This is a genomic window from Streptomyces venezuelae (assembly GCF_008642375.1).
GTDB lineage: Bacteria > Actinomycetota > Actinomycetes > Streptomycetales > Streptomycetaceae > Streptomyces > Streptomyces venezuelae_G.
Genome location: NZ_CP029194.1, coordinates 2,964,143 through 2,983,499 on the forward strand (window position 1 = coordinate 2,964,143; position 19,357 = coordinate 2,983,499).

Below are 19,357 nucleotides of genomic sequence, written 5' to 3' on the forward strand. Positions count from 1 at the left end.
CGCCCGGCCGGGGGTTTCCTGTCGGTCAGGCCACGTCGCCCGGCTTCGGGAGGGGCTTGCCGTACCAGAGTTCGATCAGCCGGGAGGCGATCGAGATGCCGTACGGGGGCAGCACCTCGCCGGACTCGAAGCCGGCGGCGAGGTCCTCGCGGGAGAACCAGCGGGCCTCGTGGATCTCCTCGCCGTCCACGTCTATCTCCGAGGAGGTGGCGCGGGCGAAGAAACCCAGCATGAGGCTGGACGGGAAGGGCCAGGGCTGGCTGGCGATGTAGTCGACCTCGCCGACGGTGACGCCGGCCTCCTCGAAGACCTCGCGGGCCACCGACTGCTCGATGGACTCGCCGGGCTCGACGAAGCCGGCGAGGGTCGAGAAGCGGCCCTCCGGCCAGTGCACCTGGCGGCCGAGCAGGGCCCGGTCCTGGTCGTCCGTGACCAGCATGATGACCGCCGGGTCGGTACGCGGGTAGTGCTCGGCGCCGCAGGCCTGGCAGCGGCGGATGTGCCCGGCGGCGGCGATGACGGTGCGCTCGCCGCAGCGCGAGCAGAAGCGGTGGAGCCGCTGCCAGTTCTCCAGGGCGACGGCGTGCACCATGAGGCCCGCGTCCCTGTCCGAGAGCAGCAGGCCCGCCTCGCGCAGCCCCGCGGGCCGGGCGGACTGGTCCATGCGGCCGGGCAGGGAGTCCTTCTGGAGCGCGAAGTACGACACCCCGTCGGCGTCCGTGCCCAGGAAGTAGCGGTGGGTCTCGGTGACCGGGGCCTCGAAGGCCGGGGTCATGACGAGCTCGGTGGTGCCGTCGGGCCGGTCGTCGATGAGCACCTGTCCCCCGGAGACCACGAAGACCCGGGTCGTGGGGTGGCTCCAGGCCGCCGCCAGCCACGCCTCGTCGAGGCGGTGGTGAGCAGCCCGGTCGATGCCGGTCGGTGCGGTCAGCGAGATCGGGCGGTCCGGCCGGTCCGGCCCGACCGTTGACGCGTGCTTCAAGTTGCTCACAGGTGCTTCCAGCTCCCCCGGATCGGTGTGTGGGTTCAGCGCGCGGCGGCGTGGAGGGCGGCGGGCAGGTCGCCCCACAGGTGAGCCGTGGTCTCGACGCCCTTCATGAGGAGATCGAGCTCGATCTTCTCGTTGGGGGCGTGCCAGCCGTCGGACGGGACGGAGATCCCCAGGAACAGTACGGGCGCCTCCAGGACGTCCTGGAGGTCGGCGGCCGGTCCCGAGCCGCCCTCGCGGGTGTAGCGGACCTTGGCGCCGTCGAAGGCCCGGCTCATGGCCCCGGCCACCGCCTTGAGGGCGGGGTGGTCGAGGGGGGTGAGGCAGGGGCGGGTCGGGGCGCCGAAGACGATCTCGTACCGGATGCCCGCGGGGACGAGTCCGGCGAGCCAGTCCCGTACGGCGAGCTCGATCTTGCCCGGGTCCTGGCCGGCGACCAGCCGGAACGACAGCTTCAGCTGGGCGGAGGCGGGGACGATCGTCTTGCCGCCGGGGCCCTGGTAGCCGCCGCCGATGCCGTTGACCTCTGCGGTGGGGCGGGCCCAGACGCGCTCCAGGGTGGTGAAGCCGGCCTCGCCGAGCGTGCCGTGGGACTTGGCCGTACGCAGCCAGGCGTCCTCGTCGAAGGGGAGCTCGGCGACAAGGGCGCGCTCGGCGTCGGAGAGCTCGGTGACGCCCTCGTAGAAGCCGGGGATCGCGACGCGCTCGGTCTCGTCGTGGAGGGCGGCGACGATCCGGCCGGCGACGGTGGCCGGGTTCGGCACGGCGCCGCCGAAGGAGCCGGAGTGGATGTCCTGGTCGGGGCCGTACAGCTCGATCTCGCAGTCGGCGACCCCGCGCATGCCGGTGCACACGGTGGGGGTCGTCTCGGACCACATGCCGGTGTCGGAGACGATCACGGCGTCGGCGGCGAGCCGCTCGGCGTGGGTCTCGACGAGCTCGCGGAAGTGCGGCGAGCCGGACTCCTCCTCGCCCTCCACGATCAGCTTCAGGTTGACGGCGGGGGCGGTGCGGCCGGTCGCGGCGAGGTGGGCGCGGACCCCGAGTGTGTGGAAGAACACCTGCCCCTTGTCGTCGGCGGCGCCCCGCGCGTACATCCGGCCGTCGATCACGGTCGGCTCGAAGGGCTCCGTGTGCCAGCCGTCCTCGCGGGCCGCGGGCTGGACGTCGTGGTGGCCGTAGACGAGGACCGTCGGGGCGTCCGGGTCACCGGAGGGCCACTCCGCGAAGACCGCCGGGGCGCCGTCCGTCTCCCACACCTCGACCGTGGCGAAGCCGGTCTCCGTGAGCTTGGCGGCGAGCCACTCGGCGCTGCGGCGCACGTCCCCCGCGCGGTCGGGCTGCGCCGACACGGAGGGGATGCGCAGCCAGTCGGCCAGGTCGCCGAGGAAGGCGGCGCGGTGCTGCTCGATGTACGTACGCACGGCGTGGACGGCGCTGTCCGGGGTCTCGCTCATGCCTCCGAGCCTATCCGGCGCCGGGGGGTGCCTCGGCAAGGAGGAGGGCCTCCAGCTCCGTCCGCCCCGGCAGGCGGGCGGGGCGGGCGACCTCACCCGTCCGGACGTAGACGAAAGCGGCCGTGACGTCCTCGGGCGCGAGGCCGTGCTGCTCGGCCCAGGCCAGCCGGTAGATCGCGAGCTGGAGGGGGTCGGCGGTGCGGTGGTGGCTGGTCTTCCAGTCGACGATCTCGTACGCGCCGGTGTCCGGGTCCCGGTAGACGGCGTCGATCCGGCCCCGGACGACGCGGCCCGCGAGGGTGAGGTGGACGGGGACCTCGACGCGGTACGGGGAGCGGTGGGCGTACGGCGTGCGGGCGAAGGCCTCCTTGAGGGCGTCGAGGTCCCGCTCGTCGAGGATCTCGGGCTCTCCGGCGAAGTCCTCGCCGCCGGGGAGCTCCTCCGGGCCGAGGAACGGCAGCGGCAGCTCCTCGAAGCGGGACTCCACCCAGGCGTGGAACCGGGTGCCCCGGCGGGCCGCGGGCTGCGGCGGCTTGGGCATGGGGCGGGCCAGGTCCTGGGCGAAGCCGTCGGGGTCGGCGGCGAGGCGCAGCACCTGGGAGGCGGAGAGGTAGGCGGGCAGCAGGACGTCCCGGGTCGTCGCACGGGCGCGGCGGAGCTCGGTGGTGAGGGCGGTGAGGTCGCGGTCCCAGGAGGCGATGGTCCTCGCGTCCTCGGGGGTGAGCGACGGGGCCTCCCCGCGGGGGGCCGGGACCGCGTCCGCGTGGGTGTCCTCGGGGAGGGCCTCTTCGTCCTCGTCCCAGACGGGTTCCTCCTCGTCCGGCCAGAGGTCCTCGGGGGCGGGGTCCGGACGGTGGGGCGCTGTGCTCCGGGGGCTGTGCCCGCCCTCGCCCAGAGGGGGGACCCCCAGCTCCTGCGGAACGTACGCCCACAACGCGGTGCGGACGAGACCCGCCGCCTCCTGGCGGCGCCTGAAGGACTCCGCGTCCAGCGGTAGCGGCCAGGCCCGGTCCGTGCCGTTCTCCTTGAGGGTCGGGTTCTCCGTGTCGGGCTCCGGGGCGTCCGCCCAGGACTCGATGTCGCCGTGGCCGGCCTCGCAGTGCTCGTACAGGGCCTGGAGGAAGTCCGAGGGGCCGCGGGGCTTCTTCTGGGACGGTCCCCACCAGTGGGCCGAGCCGAGGAGGAGGGAGCGGGGGCGCGTGAAGGTGACGTAGCCGAGGCGGAGTTCCTCGGTGTGCTGGTGGTCCCGCATGGCGTTCTTGAACGACGTGAGGGACTTGGCGTCCCAGGTGTCGATCCCCGGCAGCGTCTCCGCGTCGCCGCGCAGGGCGTGCGGGAGCACCTGGGGCTGGGAGGTCCACGCCTCACGGGCGCGGGCGCTGGGGAACGCTCCGGCGACCAGACCGGGGACGGCGACGACGTCCCACTCCAGGCCCTTGGACTTGTGGGCGGTGAGGACCTTCACCGTGTTCTCGCCGCCCGGGAGGGCGTTGTCGAGGCCCTTCTCGAACTGGACCGCGGTGCGCAGGAAGCCGAGGAAGGCGAGCAGGCTCGCCTCGCCGTCGAGGGAGGCGAAGCCGGCGGCGATGTCCAGGAAGTTCGAGAGGGTCTCGCGGCGGCGGGCGGCCAGCGCGTGCGGGGAGGCGGAGAGCTCGACCTCCAGGCCCGTCGCGGCGAGGATCCGGTGCAGGACGTCCATGAGCGGGTCGGCGAGCGAGGTGCGCAGGGCGCGCAGCTCGGCGGCGAGGCGCGCGAAGCGGACCCGGGCCTCGGCGGAGAAGGGCAGGCCGTCGTCGGCGGCGCCGCCGGAGTCCAGGAAGGTGTCGAGCGCGTCGGCGAGCGAGACGACCTCCGCCGGGTCGACGCCCTCGACGGCGGCGGCGAGCCGCTGCTCGGGGTCCGGGTCGTCGCCGCCCCGGTGGACGAGGAGGCGGGCGCGGCGGCCGAGGAGGGCCAGGTCGCGGGGGCCGATGCGCCAGCGGGGGCCGGTGAGGAGGCGGACGAGGGAGGCGTTGGCCCCCGGGTCCTGGAGGACCTCGCAGACGGCGACGAGGTCGGCGATCTCGGGCAGGTGGAGGAGGCCGGAGAGGCCGACGACCTCGACGGGCACGTCGCGGGCGACGAGCGCGGCATGGATCGCGGGGAAGTCGGTGGCGGTCCGGCACAGGACGGCGATCTCGCCGGGCTCGCGGCCGGTGCGGACGAGGTGGGCGAGGGAGTCGGCCAGCCAGTCGATCTCCTCGGCGTGGGTCGTCAGCAGGGCGATGCGGACGCTGCCGTCCCTCTCGGCGCCCGGCGCGGGGCGCAGCGCCTCCACGCCCGCGTGCATGGCGCGCAGGGGGGCGGCGAGGCCGTTGGCGAGGTCGAGGAGGCGGCCGCCGCTGCGCCGGTTCTCGGAGAGGGAGTAACGGCTCGCGGGGGTGCCGTCGGCGTGCGGGAAGTGCTCGGGGAAGTCGTCCAGGTTGGCGACGGAGGCGCCGCGCCAGCCGTAGATGGCCTGGCAGGGGTCGCCGACGGCGGTCACGGCGTGTCCGGTGGCCCGGCCGGAGGGGCCTTGGCCGAAGAGGCCGGAGAGCAGCAGCCGCTGGGCGACGGAGGTGTCCTGGTACTCGTCGAGGAGGACGACCCGGAACTCCTCGCGCAGCAGGCCGCCGACCTCGGGCCGGGTGGTGGCGAGCTCTGCGGAGAGGGCGATCTGGTCGCCGAAGTCGAGCAGGTCGCGGGAGCGCTTCGCGGCGCGGTAGCGGACGACGAGGTCGAGCAGCTCGCGGCGGGCGGCGGTGGCCTCGGGGATCTTGCGCAGTTCGGCGTTGCTGAGCTTGGCGCCGGCGAGCGTGGTCAGCAGCTCGGAGTCGTACGCCCTGAGGTCCTGGGGCCGTACGAGGTGCTCGGCGAGCTCGCCGTCGAGGGCGAGGAGGTCGGTGACGAGGGTCGGGAAGGACTTGGTCAGCGCGGGGTACGGGCCGGGGGCCTCGCGCAGCACGCGCGCGGCGAGCTGGTAGCGGGTGGCGTCGGCGAGGAGCCGGGCGGTGGGCTCCAGGCCGATGCGGAGGCCGTGGTCGGTGAGGAGCTGTCCGGCGAAGGCGTGGTACGTGGAGATGCGGGGCTCGCCGGGGGGGTCGTCCGGGTCGATGACGTCGGGGTCGGTGACCCCGGCGCGGACGAGGGCGGTGCGGACGCGCTCGGCGAGTTCGCCCGCGGCCTTGTTGGTGAAGGTGAGGCCGAGGACCTGCTCGGGGGCGACCTGTCCCGTGCCGACCAGCCAGACCACACGGGCGGCCATGACCGTCGTCTTGCCGGAGCCGGCGCCGGCCACGACGACCTGCGGGGCGAGCGGCGCGGTGATGCAGGCCGTCTGCTCCGGGGTGAACGGGATGCCGAGGAGCTCCTTGAGCTGCTCGGGGTCGCTGAGGTGTGCGGTCACCTCAAAGAGGCTAACGCGCCCTGCTGACAGTACGGCCGGGTGCGGCTCTCCCCGTGGCCCGGCTCACGCGCTCGTGCCCTGGTCCAGCTTGGACAGGTCCACCGTCTCGGAGGCGGGCGGGACGGCCACCTCGACCGGCTCGTCGAAGTCGGAGAGCGTCATGGAGCCCGGCTCCTCGCCGCCCGTCTTGACCATCTTGAGGATGTAGGGCTTGCCCTCCTGGGAGACGGAGACGGTGGTCACCTCCGGTTCGGTCGCCTCCGGTTCGGCCGTCGCCGTGCCGGTCGGCTCTTCGCCGGTCGTCTCCTCGGCCGTCTCCCTCTTCACGAGGGTCGCGACCGGGGTGCCGTCCACCTCGCCGTCCGGCCCTCGCACCAGAGCACCGGGCTCCGCCCTGTCCTCGTCCAGGGAGGCGAGGAGTCCCTCCAGGTCGCAGACGCCGCTGAGGTCGCTGCTGCCGGCCTGTCCCGGAGAGATCTTCAGCCAGCGGCCCTTGACGAGCTCGATCGTGGCGCCGATCTGTGGCTCGGACATCCCTTGGGAGGCCATGGAGACGCGCCAGAAGGCCTCGTCGCCCTTCATGTACGTGATGCCGTCGATGCGGCGCAGCTCGGCGGTGCCGCCGCCGATCTTCATCAGGCCGGTGCACTCGTCCCGCTCGTTGACGGCGAAGTCGATGTCGAGCGGCTGCCCGTCGGCGGTGACCCGGCCCGCCATGCGGAGCGAGGTCGCGGACTGGGTGGCGGTGATCGCCCGGTCGCCGATCTCGTCGGGGGTGAGGTCCGCGAAGGGATCCGGTGATGGTGAGGGGGCGGCGGCGGGCGCGACCGGCGCGGCCTCCTGGGCCGCCGCCCGGACCGCTGTCGGGGGCGCCGCCCAGGCCGCCGCCGACGCGGGTCCCGCGACGGCGACGGCGGCGCAGACGACGGCCGCGGCGCGGAGCTTTCGGTGGGACGCCATGCGAGCCTCCTCGCGGATTCCCCGGCCCCTGTCCACCAGGGTCGCCCCACGCGCGCGTGCCCGCGACCGGACGGGGCGGGTCAGGAGGCGCCGGCGAGCTCCGCCATGTCGACGACCTGGTCGGCCGGGGGCGCGGTGACCGTGATCGGCTTGTCGTAGTCGCTGAAGGTGACCGTGCCGGGCTCCTTGCCGCCGGCCTCCACGACACGGAGGACGAACGGCTTGGCGGCGTCCTTGGCCACGTAGAAGGTCGTCGTCTCGCCCTTCGTGCCCTTCTTCGTCAGCACGGCGGCGGGCGTGCCGTCGACGTCGGCGTCGTCGCCGCGGGTCAGGCCCTTGCGCGGCGTGTCCTCGTCCATGTCCTTGACGATGGTCTTGAGGTCGCAGAAGGCGTCGGGGCCCTCGTCTCCGGCGGGCATCTTCATCCAGCGGCCCTTGAGCAGCGCGGTCATGGCGCCGGCCTCCTCCGGGGAGTCGCCCTCCTCGCCGGCGGTGGAGCCCCAGAAGGCCTCGTCGCCCTTCATGTAGCTGAAGCCGCCGGTGCCGATCATCTCGGCCTTGCCGCCCTTGCCGGTCTCCATCATGCCCTTGCAGGAGCCCTTGCTGTCGACGGAGAGGTCGACCGTCATGTCGTCTCCGTCGGTCTTGCCCTTGCCGTTCATGTGGAAGGCGGTGGCCGCCTTCGTGGCCTCGACCGCCTTGTCGGCGATGGCGTCGGCCGTGAGGCCCGCGAAGGGGTCCGCGGCCTTGTCGTCGCCCTGGGCACAGCCCGTGACGCCCGCGACCACCGCCGCGCAGACCGTCGCCGCAGCCCAGAGCTTCCGATTGGCCTTCATGCGTGTACTCCCTCAGCGTTCATTCACAGCTTGTCTTCACGGCGCCCTTATGCGGGCCGCCGCGAAGACTGACCCGTGAAGACGAACAAAGGATGTACGAAGCGGAACGTGACGCTCCGCACAGATCGTCATTCGACGATCTGGCGGCCCTCCGGCTGGGCGCTGCACGAGGCGCGGAAGGCGCAGTTCGCGCAGTGCTGGCCGGTCGTGGGGGTGAAGCGCTCGTCGAGGACACGGCCCGCGGCGGTGGCGAGCAGGTCGCCGACCCACTCCCCGTCCAGGGGTTCCTGGGCCTGGACCTTCGGCAGGGCGTCCCCGCCCTCCTTCTTCGGGGCGGCCTGCCTCAGCTGGACGAGTTCGGCGCCGCCCGGCTCCGGCCGGTGCCCGTCGAAGACCTCGTCGAGGGCTCCTTCCCGGACCGCGAGCTGGTAGACCGCGAGCTGCGGGTGGTGGGCGACCTCGTCCCGGGTGGGGGCGGACTTGCCGGTCTTGAAGTCGACGACGTACGCGCGGCCCTGCTCGTCGGTCTCGACGCGGTCCATGGAGCCGCGGATGCGGACCGCGTACTCCCCCGCCTCAAGGGTCACGTCGAAGCCGTGCTCGGAGGCGGCGGGGGTGCGGCCGCCGCGGTCCATGACGTGCCACTGCAGGAAGCGTTCGAGCGCCACGCGCGCGTGGGCCTTCTCCTGGGCCGACTTCCAGGGCGCGTCGAAGGCGAGGGCGTCCCAGACCGAGTCCAGGCGGGCCATGAGGACGTCGAGGTCGGCCGGGGTGCGGCCGGAGGCGACCTCGTCGGCGAGGACGTGCACGACGTTGCCGAAGCCCTGGGCGGCGGTGGCGGGGGCCGCGGCCTTGACCTCGCGGCCCAGGAACCACTGGAGGGAGCAGGTGGTGGCGAGGTTCTCCAGGGCGCTCGGCGAGAGGGCGACGGGTGCGTCGCGGTCGCGCAGCGGCACCGTGCTGTGCGTCGGCTCGAAGAGTCCCCACCAGCGGTCGGGGTGCGCGGCCGGCACCAGCGGCTGGCCGTCCTCGTCGGTGAGCGCGGCGAGGGAGGCGAGGCGGTGGGCGGCGGCGTCGCGGAGCGCGGGCGAGGCGGCCGGGTCGACGGTCGTCGCCCGCAGCTCGGCGACCAGGGCGGAGACGGCGAGGGGGCGGCGGGGGCGGCCCGGCACCTCCTTCGGCTCGGCGCCGAACTCGGTGAGGAACCGGGAGGGCTGGTCGCCGTCCTCCGCCGGTGCCTTCACGGCGGTGACGACGAGGCGGTCGCGGGCGCGGGTGGCGGCCACGTAGAAGAGGCGGCGCTCCTCGGCGAGGAGGGCGCCGGGGGTGAGGGGCTCGGCGAGGCCGTCGCGGCCGATGCGGTCGGCTTCGAGGAGGGAGCCGCGGCGGCGCAGGTCGGGCCAGAGGCCCTCCTGGACGCCGGCGACGACGACGAATCCCCATTCGAGGCCCTTGGAGCGGTGGGCGGTCATGAGGCGGACGGCGTCGGGGCGGGTGTGGCGGCGGGTGAGGGTGTCGGCGGCGATGTCCTGGGCGTCGAGCTCTTCCAGGAAGTTGAGGACGCCTCGGCCGCCGACGCGTTCCTCGGCGCGGGCGGCGGTCTCGAAGAGCGCGCAGACGGCGTCGAGATCCCGGTCGGCGTTGCGCCCGGCGGGGCCGCCGCGGAGGGCGGCGCGCTCCAGGCGGCCGGGCCAGGGGGTGCCGTTCCAGAGCACCCAGAGGGCCTCCTCGGCGGTGCCGCCGGCGTCGAGGAGCGTACGGGTCTCCTGGAGGAGCCTCCCCAGGCGCTGGGCGCCGCGGGCGTAGGCGGGGTCGTGCGCGACGAGGCGCTCGGGCTCGGCGAGGGCGCGGGCGAGGAGGACGTCGGAGGGGGGCGGGACCTTGTTGCCTGCGGCACGCTCCTCGTCGCGGAGGGCGCGGCCGAGGCGGCGGAGGTCGGCGGGGTCGACGCCGGCGAGGGGGGAGGCGAGGAGTTCTTGTGCGGTCTCGACGGAGAGCCATCCGGCGGTGGCGTTGACGCCGGCCGAGGCCTCCGTGGCCGGGGCCTCACCGCCGGACCCGGGCTCGGCGGGTGCGTCTGCCGAGGGGGGCGCCGACGGTGCGGCGCCGTCGTGGGTTGTGCCCGCCCTCCCCCGGAGCTCCGCCTGGGAGGTACCCCCAGCCCCGGCGGAACGCATGCCCACCACCGGGTCCGATTCACGTGTGGGCTCGGCGGGGTGGGACTTTGCCACCGCTCGGAGCGCCAGGAGCAGGGGGGCCACCGCCGGTTCGTGGCGGAGTGGGGTGTCCGCGGCGTCCGTTTCCACCGGGACGCCTGCCGAGGTGAGGGCGCGGCGGAGGGACGGGAGGGTGGCGGCGGCGCGGGTGAGGACGGCCATGTCCTGCCAGGGGACGCCGTCCTCCAGGTGCGCCCGGCGCAGCAGGTCGGCGATGTTCTCGGCCTCCGCCGATGCCGTGGGGTACGTGTACGCCTCGGCCCGGCCGCCGGGTCGGGCCGCCGTCAGTTCGCGGTGCGCGCGGACCTTGTCGGAGGGGAGCCGGGTCAGCGGCATGCGCTGGGTGAGCAGTCTCGTCGCCCCGAGGAGCTCGGCGCCCGCGCGGCGCGAGGTGCCCAGGACCTTGACGGCCCCGCCGCCGAAGGCGTCCGGGAAGTCGAGGATGCCGTTCACGTCGGCGCCCCGGAAGGCGTAGATGGACTGGTCGGGGTCACCGAAGGCGACGACCGTGCCGCGCCCGCCGCCCGTGAGGGCGTGCAGGAGCCGGACCTGCGCCGGGTCGGTGTCCTGGTACTCGTCGACGTAGATCGCGTCGTACCCGGGCAGGCGGGTGCTCCCCGCGAGCGGTACGGCCCGGTGGACGAGCTCCGTGTAGTCGAGGACGCCCTGGAGGTCGAGGACGTCGAGGTACTCGGCGAGGAAGCCGGCCGCCGCCTTCCAGTCCGGGCGGCCGACGCGCTCCGCGAAGCGGGCGAGGGCGTCCGGGCCGAGGCCCAGCTCGCGCGAGCGCGCGAGGACGGCCCGGACCTCGTCGGCGAAGCCGCGGGTGGTGAGGCAGGCGCGGAGTTCGTCGGGCCAGCGGATGCTGCCGAGACCGGCCTTCTCCAGGTCGATGTGGCCGGCGAGCAGCTCGCGCACGGCGAGGTCCTGTTCCGGTCCGGAGAGCAGCCGCAGCGGTTCGGCGAAGAGTTCGGCGTCCTGGTGGGCGCGGATCAGGGCGTAGCAGTACGAGTGGAAGGTCGTCGCCTGCGGCGGGCGCCGGCCGCCGAGCCGGGTGGCCATCCGGTCGCGGAGTTCGACGGCGGCCTTGCGGCTGAAGGTGAGGACGAGGAGCCGTTCGGGGTCGGCGCCCCGCTCCATCCGGGCCGCGACCGACTCGACCAGCGTCGTCGTCTTCCCGGTGCCGGGTCCGGCGAGGACGAGGAGTGGTCCGCCCTCGTGGTCAACCACTTCCCGCTGGGCTGCGTCCAGCTGAGGGGGATCCAGCGGGGCCGGCGCGGTACGCACCAGTCGGTACGCGCCCGGGGTCCGCTGCCGGCCCGGACCCGGGTACGGCTGTCCCTGGTGCGGCGTGTGCCGGGTGGTGGAGGAGGAGCTCACGTGGTTCGCCGGTCCTGGGGGAAGTGGTGGTGCGTGTGATGCGGGTGATGCGCCCATCCGCGGCGGCCGTCGCCGCGGCAGACGCGAACGTCGACGTTACGCGAAACAGACCGGCGCCGAGCCGTACTCCGGGCCGGATCCGGCACCGTGCCCCGTACCGGAAGCGGTCCCTCACCCCGTACCGCGTCCGCCCCACCGGCTCCGTCCGGCTTGCCCGGCCCATGCCCCCCGGGGCTCCGGACTCAGGTGTGAGATCCGTCCCAGCGCGCCCGCCGCATGTCGATCCTCGGCACGTGTCCCTCGGCCGCCCGGCCCGCCTCGCGCAGCGGGGTGCCCTCCGCGCGGTAGTGGTCGAGGGCCCGCAGCTCGTGCCCGGGAAGCAGGATCCCGTCCGCGCGGACCACGCGCCACCACGGCGCCGTCCCGCCGTACAGGGCCATCACCCGGCCGACCTGACGGGGCCCGCCCTCGCCCAGCCATTCGGCGACGTCGCCATAGGTCATCACCCGGCCGGGCGGGATCCCGTCGGCGACGTCGAGCACCCGCTCCGCGTACTCGGGCAGTTCTCCGGTCTCCCCCACGGGTTCCTCCACGCTCATCCGTCTCATCCTGCCTCACCCCACCGACATGGCCCTGATGCCTCCGCGCGGCAGCTCTTCGTGCCACCATCGTCCGGGCGGTGACTGGTGATACGAGATCAAGAGCGACAAATACAAGAACGAGAACGAGAACAACGGCAAGAGCGGGAACGACAAGACGCGCATGCAGAGACGGACAGGGTGATGGGGCAGGACACGCAGCCTCCCGAGGAGGGCGAGGCCGGGCTCCCCGAGCGGGTCTCCGGGGACGAACCCCTGCTCGCCGCCCGCGTGCACCGGCCCTCCGACCTGATGCGGCTGCTCGCCGGTCTCCTCGCCATCGGTCTCGTCATCGCCATCGCCGCCTTCGCGCACGGCACGACGTCGGGGCTCGAGGAGGACATCAACAAGGGCGCCGGCGGGGCCCCCGACGTCTTCGTCAAGATCGCCGGTCTCGTCTCCTCCATCGCCGTCCTGCTGGTCCCGGTCGCCTTCGCCATCGAGCGCCTGATCAAACGGGACGGCCTGCGCATCGCCGACGGCGTCCTCGCCGCCGTCCTCGCGCACGGCGTCACCCTCGCCACCGACCTCTGGGTCGCGCAGGGGGCGCCCAGCACGATCCAGGAAGCGCTGACCCAGCCGCAGTCCGGGGGCGGGCTCACCGACCCGGTGCACAACTACCTCGCCCCGGTCATCGCGTACATGACCGCCGTCGGCATGGCCCGCAGACCCCGCTGGCGGGTGTCGCTCTGGGCGGTACTGCTGCTCGACGCGTTCACGATGCTGGTCGCCGGCTACACCACGGCGCTCTCCATCGTGCTGACCGTGCTGATCGGCTGGACCGTGGCCTACGGCACGCTGTACGCCGTCGGCTCCCCGAACGTCAGACCCACCGGCCAGACGCTCCTCGCCGGCCTGCGCCGGGTCGGCTTCCGGCCGGTCACGGCGCTTCGTGCCGAGGGCGTGCCGGACGCCTCGGACATCGGGGACCGGGGCCGCCGCTACATCGTGACCCTGGAGGCCGGGCCACCGCTCGACGTCACCGTCGTCGACCGCGAGCAGCAGGCGCACGGCTTCTTCTACCGGGTGTGGCGGCGGATCACGCTGCGGACGATCACCACCCGCCGGTCGATCGTCTCGCTCCGCCAGGCCCTGGAGCAGGAGGCACTCCTCGCCTACGCGGCCATCGCCGCCGGGGCGAACGCGCCGAAGCTGATCGCCACCTCGGAGCTCGGTCCCGACGCCGTGATGCTCGTGTACGAGCACATCGGCGGCCGGAGCCTCGACTCGCTCGACGACAAGGAGATCACCGACGAGCTGGTACGCGGCGCCTGGCGGCAGGTGCGGGCGCTCCAGTCGCGCCGGATCGCCCACCGCAGGCTCGCGGGCGACGCGATCTTGGTGGATCGTTCCGGCAGGGTGTTCCTGACCGACCTGCGGGGCGGCGAGATCGCGGCCGGGGACCTGATCCTGCGGATGGACATCGCGCAGCTGCTCACCACCCTCGGCCTGCGGGTCGGGGCCGAGCGGGCGGTCGCGGCGGCCGTGGAGATCCTCGGGCCGGACAGCGTCGCCGACTGCCTGCCGCTCCTCCAGCCGATCGCGCTGAGCCGCTCCACGCGCGCGACGCTGCGGCGGCTGGCGCGGGAGCGGTCGCAGCGCGAGCGCGAGGCCGTGCTCGCGGCGTCCGAGGCGGCCAAGCACGAGCGCGAGCTCGCGAAGGCCGCGGCCGCGGCGGAGCGGACGGCGGACGAGGCCTCGGGCGGTCTGCCGGACGCGGCGTCGGACAGACCGGCCGTACAGGCCGGGTCCATGGCCGGGGCCAAGGCAGGGATCAAGGCAGGGAGCAAGGCGGGGACGAAGGCCGAGAGGAAGGCGGACAGGAAGGCCGAGAAGCGGGCCCTCGACACGGCGCTCGACGAGGCCCGCGAGGAGGACCTGCTGGCCCAGATCCGGCAGCAGGTCCTGCTCATCCGCCCGCAGGCGCCGGTGGAACCGGTCCGGCTGGAGCGGATCAAGCCGCGGACCCTGGTCAGTCTGATCGCGGGCGTGATCGCCGGGTACTTCCTGCTCGCGCAGATCTCCCGTACGCCGCTGTCGACGATCGGCGAGGCGGACTGGCGGTGGGTGACGGCCGCGGTGCTGTTCTCCGCGATCAGCTACGTCGCGGCGGCCATGAGCCTGCTGGGCTTCGTGCCGGAGCGGGTCGGGTTCTGGCGGACGGTGGTGGCTCAGGTCGCCGGCTCGTTCGTGAAGATCGTCGCCCCGGCCGCGGTCGGCGGTGTCGCCCTGAACACCCGCTTCCTCCAGCGCTCAGGAGTACGGCCGGGACTCGCGGTGGCCAGTGTCGGCGCCTCGCAGCTCTTCGGACTCGGGGCGCACATCCTGCTGCTGCTCGCCTTCGGCTATCTGACGGGGCAGGAGCGGTCGCAGTCCTTCACCCCGTCGAGGACGGTCATCGCCGGTCTCCTCACGGTCGCGGTGCTCGTGCTCGTCGTGACGGCGATCCCGTTCATGCGGAAGTTCGTGTCGACGCGGCTGCGCTCGCTCTTCGCCGGTGTGGTGCCGCGCATGCTGGACGTGCTCCAGCGGCCGATGAAGCTGCTCACCGGCATCGGCGGGATGCTGCTGCTCACCGCCACCTTCGTGTTCTGCCTGGACGCCTCGATCCGGGCCTTCGACCACGAGAACCAGTCGCTCAGCTACGCGAGCGTGGCGGTCGTCTTCCTGGCGGGCAACGCGCTCGGCTCGGCGGCGCCGACCCCGGGCGGCGTGGGCGCGGTGGAGACCGCGCTCACCTTCGGTCTGGTGGCGGTCGGCCTCCCCATCGAGGTCGCGACCCCGGCGGTGCTGCTCTACCGCCTGCTGACGCTGTACATCCCGGTCCTCCCTGGCTGGATCTGCTTCAACTGGCTGACGAAACGCGAAGCGCTGTAGGAGGGGGACCGGCCCGCCCGGGCCCACCCACTTGGACCTCCGCCCCGCGCGGAGGTCCGGGCGGCGGCCCACGATGGGCCTATGCCGATCTCCGCCGCCCAGCGCGCCGCCCTGATCACCGCCACGACCGTGCTGCTCGCCGCCGGGTGCTCGGACGGCGGGGACGACGCGGCCGACACGACGAAGCCGACCGGCTCGCCCGGGCTCTCGGCGCTGACGTCGCAGAAGCTGGTCTGGGCCCCCTGCACGGCACCGTCCGCCGCCGAGGGCGGCGGGCCCGCGCCCTCGCCGCTGCCCGGCGGCACCGCCTGGGAGTGCTCCTTCCTCCAGGCGCCGCTGGACTGGGCGCAGCCGGCCGGCGAGACCATCGAGCTGGCCCTGATCCGGGCCCGGGCCCGGGACCCCGAGGCCCGCATCGGCTCGCTCGTCTTCAACTTCGGCGGGCCCGGCGGCTCCGGCATCACCGGCCTGCCGGGCTTCGCCAACGAGTACGAGTCCCTCCGCTCCCGCTACGACCTGGTCTCCTTCGACCCGCGCGGGGTGGGCCGCAGCGACCCCGTCGAGTGCGCGACCGACAAGGAGCTCGACGCGTACTACGCCCTCGACTTCACGCCCGACGACGCGGCCGAGGAGCGGACCCTGTCGGACGCGCAGAAGAAGTACGCGGCCGGCTGCGAGAAGGACGCGGGGCCTGCGCTCCCCCACGTCGGCACCGAGAACGCCGCCCGGGACCTGGACCTGATGCGCCAGGTCCTCGGCGACGACAAGCTCCACTACTTCGGCATCTCGTACGGCACCGAACTCGGCGGCGTCTACGCCCATCTCTTCCCGAAGAACATGGGCCGGGCCGTCCTGGACGCCGTCGTCGACCCGGACGCGGGTGTCGAGGAAGGCGCGCTCGGCCAGGCGAAGGGCTTCCAGCTCGCCCTCGACAACTTCGCCCAGGACTGCGTGGACCGCGGCGACGAGTGCACCCTGCCCGGTACGAGCGTCGCCGAGGTCGAGTCCTTCGTCACCGACCTCCTGGCCTCGCTCGACAAGAAGCCGATCCCGGGCATCGGCGCCCGCGAACTGACCCAGACGCAGGCCACCAACGGCATCGCGCAGGCCCTCTACTCCAAGGAGTACTGGCCCTACCTGGAGCAGGGCCTCGAAGCGGCCGACGGCGGCGACGGCGCGCTGCTCCTCTCGCTCTCCGACTCGATGAACGGGCGCGGCCAGACCGGCTCGTACAGCAACATCCAGGCCGCCAACGCCGCCATCAACTGCGTGGACTTCAAGGAGCGCTACACCCTCGGCCAGGCGAAGGAGCGGCTCGGCAAGTTCCGCGAGGCCTCCCCGGTCTTCGGCGACTTCATGGGCTGGGCGCTCGCGAGCTGCTCGCAGTGGCCGGTGCCCGGCACCTGGGAGCACCCGGACGTCTCCGCGCCCGGGTCGGCCCCGCTCCTGGTCATCGGCACGACCGGGGACCCGGCGACGCCGTACGAGGGCACGCGCGCGATGGTGAACGCGCTCGGCAAGGGCGTCGGCATCGAGCTGACGTACGAGGGTGAGGGCCACGGCGCCTACAACAGCGGCAACGCGTGCGTGAAGAAGGCGGTGGACGCGTACCTCCTGGACGGGAAGCTGCCGGCCACGGGGACCGTCTGCAAGTGAGCCGGCGGGCGAGCACCCCCTAGGATGGGCGGCCTTGCCGGGATCCTGGGGGAACACATGTCCATACGCATGTCCATACGCGTTCGCATGACGGTGCTCGCGGTGACCGGTCTGCTCGTCGCGGGCTGCACGAGCGGCGGGAGCGGCGGCGGGAGCACGACGGCCGCTCCGTCCGTCACCGGCCCGACGGCGTCGCCGACCACCGACGCCAAGCCGTCGGCCGCCGCCACTCCCCCCGCGCTCCCCGCCTCCCTGACCGGACAGCGCCTCGACTGGAAGCGCTGCGAGGCCCCGGAGAGCGGCCCGCGGCCCGGTCCGGAGTGGCGGTGCACGACGGTCAAGGTCCCGCTCGACCACGCGAAGCCCGAGGGAACCACGATCCCCGTCGCGCTGATCCGCAAGGAGGCCGGCGACGAGCGCGCCCGGATCGGCTCGCTCCTCTTCAACTTCGGCGGCCCCGGCGCCTCCGGCGTGGAGATCCTGCCCCAGGCGGCCGCGGAGTACGCGAAACTGGGCGAGCGCTACGACCTGGTCGGCTTCGACCCCCGCGGCGTGGGCCGCAGCGCCGGCGTGGTCTGCCGGGACGACGCCGAACAGGCCGCCTCCGAGGCCTCGCTGGACATCACCCCGGACACGGCCGCCGAGGAGGCCGCGTACCTCAAGGACAACACCGCCTTCGGTGCCGGCTGTGCCCGCCGTTCGGCGACGGTCCTCCCGCACACCACGACCACCGCCACCGCCCGCGACCTGGACCTGGTCCGGCGGGTCCTCGGCGACGAGCGCCTCCACTACTTCGGCATGTCGTACGGCACGCAGCTCGGCGGCACGTACGCCCACCTCTTCCCCTCCCGCGTGGGGCGGCTCGTCCTCGACGCGGTCGTCGACCCGACCGCCGACTCCACCGGGCACGCCCGCCACCAGACGATCGGCTTCCAGCGGGCCCTGGACAACTACCTGAAGAGCACCGGGGAGGACCCGAAGGCCGGGTCGGAGCGGATCGCGCGCCTGCTGCGGAAGCTCGACCGCGAGCCGCTGACCGTCGGCGAGCGCCGGCTGACCGAGGGCCTCGCGCTCACGGGCATCGCGGTCACGCTGTACGGGCAGTCCAACTGGCCCCTGCTCACGCAGGCCCTGAAGGAGGCCGAGCAGGGCCGCGGCGGCACCCTGCTGGAGCTGGCCGACTACTACAACGACCGCGACGCGAAGGGCCACTACGCGACCCAGTCGCACTCCCAGCGGGCGATCTCCTGCGCCGACTCCAGCGAGCGCCCGACCGCCGCGCAGGCGAAGGCGCTGATCCCGGAGTTCCGCGGGCTCTCCCCCGTCTTCGGGGCTTTCCTCGCCTGGGACACGGCCGGCTGGTGCGCGAACTGGCCGGTGAAGGGCGAGCGGAAGACGCCGGAGGCGACCGCCCCGGGCGCGGCCCCGATCCTCGTCGTCGGCACGACCGGCGACCCGGCGACCCCGTACGAGGGCGCGGAGAAGATGGCGAAGGAGCTCGGGGACGGCGTCGGCGTCCTGGTCACGAACAAGGGCGAGGGCCACGGCGCCTACGGCACCTCGCCGTGCGTGACGAAGACGGTCGACGCGTACTTCCTGCGGGGCACGGTCCCGACGTACGGCACGACGTGCGGGTGACCGCGACCCGCGGGTGAGCACGGGGAAGGGCCCGGACCTCGTGTCGAGGTCCGGGCCCTTCCCTGTGCCGCCTGGGAGACCGGTCTAGTAGACCGGCTTCTCGGGCTCGATCTGGTGGACCCAGCCGATCACGCCGCCGCCGACGTGCACCGCGTCCGCGAAGCCCGCGGACTTGAGCACGGCGAGGACTTCCGCACTGCGGACACCCGTCTTGCAGTGCAGGACGATCCGCTTGTCCTGCGGGAGGTCCTGGAGGGCGGTGCCCATCAGGAACTCGTTCTTCGGGATCAGTCGCGCGCCGGGGATCGAGACGATCTCGTACTCGTTCGGCTCGCGGACATCGATGATGTCGATGTTCTCGCCCTCGTCGATCCACTCCTTGAGCTGCTTGGGAGTGATCGTCGAGCCGAGCGCCGCCTCCTGGGCCTCCTCGGACACGACGCCGCAGAAGGCCTCGTAGTCGATGAGCTCGGTGACGGTGGGGTTCTCGCCGCAGACCGCGCAGCCGGGGTCCTTGCGGACCTTGACCTGGCGGTACTGCATCTCCAGGGCGTCGTAGATCATCAGGCGGCCGACCAGCGGGTCGCCCACGCCGGCCAGGACCTTGATGGCCTCGGTGACCTGGATGGAGCCGATGGACGCGCACAGCACGCCCAGGACGCCGCCCTCGGCGCAGGACGGAACCATGCCCGGCGGCGGGGGCTCCGGGTAGAGGCAGCGGTAGCAGGGGCCGTACTCGGACCAGAAGACCGAGGCCTGGCCGTCGAAGCGGTAGATCGAACCCCAGACGTACGGCTTGTTGAGGAGCACGCAGGCGTCGTTCACCAGGTAGCGCGTGGCGAAGTTGTCCGTGCCGTCGACGATCAGGTCGTACTGGCTGAAGATGTCCATCACGTTCTCGGCTTCGAGCCGCTCTTCGTGGAGGATCACGTTCACGTACGGGTTGATGCCGAGCACGCTGTCGCGCGCCGAGGCGGCCTTGGACCGGCCGATGTCGGCCTGGCTGTGGATGATCTGGCGCTGGAGGTTCGACTCGTCGACCTCGTCGAACTCCACGATGCCGAGCGTGCCCACGCCGGCGGCGGCCAGGTACATCAGCGCCGGCGAGCCGAGACCGCCGGCGCCGACACACAGCACCTTCGCGTTCTTCAGCCGCTTCTGCCCGTCCATCCCGACGTCCGGGATGATCAGGTGGCGGGAGTACCTGCGGACCTCGTCTACGGTGAGCTCGGCAGCCGGCTCGACCAGGGGTGGCAGCGACACGGGGACTCCGGTTGTCGGTATGTC

Annotated in this window: 11 protein-coding genes; 3 read left to right on the top strand and 8 right to left on the bottom strand. The window is 73.4% G+C overall.

The features are described 5' to 3' along the window. Positions 1-25: 25 nt before the first annotated feature. The 7 genes from nudC to DEJ46_RS13150 form a co-directional block, all read right to left on the bottom strand. On the bottom strand, positions 26-991 hold the full coding sequence (nudC, locus tag DEJ46_RS13120) for an NAD(+) diphosphatase (protein WP_223834606.1): 966 nt from the start codon (positions 989-991) through the stop codon (positions 26-28). Between the two features lie 35 nt (positions 992-1,026). Further along, positions 1,027-2,445, bottom strand: a complete 1,419-nt coding sequence (locus DEJ46_RS13125) for a dipeptidase (protein WP_150266286.1) — start codon at positions 2,443-2,445, stop codon at positions 1,027-1,029. A gap of 10 nt (positions 2,446-2,455) precedes the next feature. Continuing rightward, positions 2,456-5,869, bottom strand: a complete 3,414-nt coding sequence (locus DEJ46_RS13130) for an ATP-dependent DNA helicase (RefSeq protein WP_150266287.1) — start codon at positions 5,867-5,869, stop codon at positions 2,456-2,458. Between the two features lie 63 nt (positions 5,870-5,932). After that, positions 5,933-6,829, bottom strand: coding sequence for a hypothetical protein (locus DEJ46_RS13135; protein ID WP_150266289.1), 897 nt, complete (start codon positions 6,827-6,829; stop codon positions 5,933-5,935). Positions 6,830-6,909: 80 nt separating this feature from the next. Further along, positions 6,910-7,665 (bottom strand): hypothetical protein, encoded by a 756-nt coding sequence (locus DEJ46_RS13140; protein WP_150266291.1) that lies wholly within the window; start codon positions 7,663-7,665, stop codon positions 6,910-6,912. Between the two features lie 128 nt (positions 7,666-7,793). Then, positions 7,794-11,261: an ATP-dependent helicase gene (locus DEJ46_RS13145; protein ID WP_150266293.1), complete on the bottom strand. Its 3,468-nt coding sequence runs from the start codon at positions 11,259-11,261 to the stop codon at positions 7,794-7,796. A 242-nt stretch (positions 11,262-11,503) separates the two neighbouring features. Continuing rightward, a complete protein-coding gene (locus DEJ46_RS13150) occupies positions 11,504-11,869 on the bottom strand; it encodes an MGMT family protein (RefSeq protein ID WP_150266295.1) in 366 nt (121 codons plus the stop codon). Positions 11,870-12,043: 174 nt separating this feature from the next. On the opposite strand from DEJ46_RS13150, the gene DEJ46_RS13155 reads away from it, so the two are divergent. The 3 genes from DEJ46_RS13155 (at position 12,044) to DEJ46_RS13165 (ending at position 18,070) form a co-directional block, all read left to right on the top strand. Continuing rightward, on the top strand, positions 12,044-14,776 hold the full coding sequence (locus DEJ46_RS13155; RefSeq protein WP_150266297.1) for a lysylphosphatidylglycerol synthase transmembrane domain-containing protein: 2,733 nt from the start codon (positions 12,044-12,046) through the stop codon (positions 14,774-14,776). Between the two features lie 81 nt (positions 14,777-14,857). After that, positions 14,858-16,432: an alpha/beta hydrolase gene (locus DEJ46_RS13160; RefSeq protein ID WP_150266299.1), complete on the top strand. Its 1,575-nt coding sequence runs from the start codon at positions 14,858-14,860 to the stop codon at positions 16,430-16,432. Between the two features lie 69 nt (positions 16,433-16,501). Then, positions 16,502-18,070 carry an alpha/beta hydrolase gene (locus DEJ46_RS13165; RefSeq protein ID WP_190622610.1) on the top strand — a complete coding sequence of 523 codons (1,569 nt, stop codon included), beginning with the start codon at positions 16,502-16,504 and terminating at the stop codon, positions 18,068-18,070. 84 nt (positions 18,071-18,154) lie between these two features. Here DEJ46_RS13165 and moeZ read toward each other — a convergent pair whose 3' ends face one another. Next, a complete protein-coding gene (moeZ, locus tag DEJ46_RS13170; RefSeq protein WP_150266301.1) occupies positions 18,155-19,333 on the bottom strand; it encodes an adenylyltransferase/sulfurtransferase MoeZ in 1,179 nt (392 codons plus the stop codon). Positions 19,334-19,357: the final 24 nt, after the last annotated feature.